General features: G+C 59.8%; 1 protein-coding gene. It reads right to left on the minus strand.

Annotated features, from left to right (window positions below; translation table 11 throughout):
- Positions 1-19 precede the first annotated feature (19 nt).
- Positions 20-1,447: lysostaphin resistance A-like protein (locus tag ACI38B_RS02375; RefSeq protein WP_439729371.1), on the minus strand; the 1,428-nt coding region annotated here is incomplete at its 5' end.

Genomic DNA, 1,447 nt, shown 5'->3' on the forward strand with positions numbered 1-1,447 from the left:
AGGCGGATTGCCGGCGTCCTCAGCCGACCAGTGTTCCGAGCATCTGCAGCAGGATGGTTGCCGAACCCGCGTCATCGACACCGAACGATCCCTCCGCAGGAATCTTCGACATCACCAACGCGCTGATGGTCATGAGGATGCCGACGACGAGGAACACAATCATGCCGGGATTGCCGAGTGCCGTCTTCACGCCGGTGCCCTGCTCAAGCTGCTCGGGTGCATCGAAGAAGACGAAACGCTTGCGGTTGCGCACAAGAACGACAATACCCGCAATGAACAACGCCAACATGATCAGCACATAGACACCGAGGATGATCAGTGCGCCCATCTGGCGCTGCACCTCACGCATCGCAGCATCGTTCGACTGTTCCATTGCGCGCATCAGCGCTTTGTCGTCGATCTGGGACGTCACCCAAATCGAAATGACTCCGCCGTTGAGATTAACCAGCGCATGCATGAGCATCGAATACCACAGTTTCGACGTGCGCATATACATGTATCCGAGAATCAAGCCAAGCCCGAATGCGTAGAAGAACTGCCGCACATTGCCGTGGAACAGCCCAAAGCACAGCGCGGACACCACAATCGCCGTCTTTTCACCGTATTTGCGGGTTCTGTCGATGATTTCCTTGCGGAAGATCCACTCCTCGAAAATCGGGGCGCACACGCAGGTCAGCAGGAACAGGGAGAAGTAGTCCGTGTTCGCCAACGCCGATTCGAGCGTATCCTGATCGTCGCCTGAAAACGGTGCGGAGACGAGATTGCCGATAATCGCGCCGATATACATGATCGGCACAATGGCGACGAACAGCTTGATGAATGTGCCAGGCGACATGTCGAACCGCTTGGTCGCCAGCCTCGGTACGTTGCGGAACACAAGCAACGACAGGGGCATCGCGATGGCATACAACGGCAGGTTGCTCAGCAGCAGGAGCAGACCGGTGGGGATGTTTTTGCCATTGTGGGATAAGGCGACGCCGACGGTCACGAGGGACGCGCCGACCAGCCACACGCCGATGATGAGTATCAGCGCCCAGCCGATGATCGAGTAGTCGTGTTTCGCCGCTTGTGTGCGGCGTTTCGCCTGCCACCATGCCTGCCACTGCTGGGGAAGCATCTGCGCGAACTGGGCGGGAGGGAAGACCTGCGGAAGATACGGCGGATACGCGGGGTATGCCGGATACGTTGGATACGTTGGGTATGCAGAGTTTGCCGGCTGATAGGGCGGTTGCGGGGACTGCGACGGCTGCTGCCGCGGCGGCACAGCGGGGTATTGCGGGGGCATCGCCCGGTATTGCGGTCCGTATGGTTGAGCCATCGGAACCTGCTGCGGAGCGGGCTGCGGGATTGGCGGATGCCCCATCGTCGGAGGATACGCCATGGTCTGCGGACCGGGGCCAACCGGCGACACCGGCGATTGCGGTGACTGCGGTGGCACAGCATACGG

The sequence above is a fragment of the Bifidobacterium sp. genome (genome assembly GCF_051876855.1).
In the GTDB taxonomy this organism is placed as follows: Bacteria; Actinomycetota; Actinomycetes; order Actinomycetales; family Bifidobacteriaceae; genus Bifidobacterium.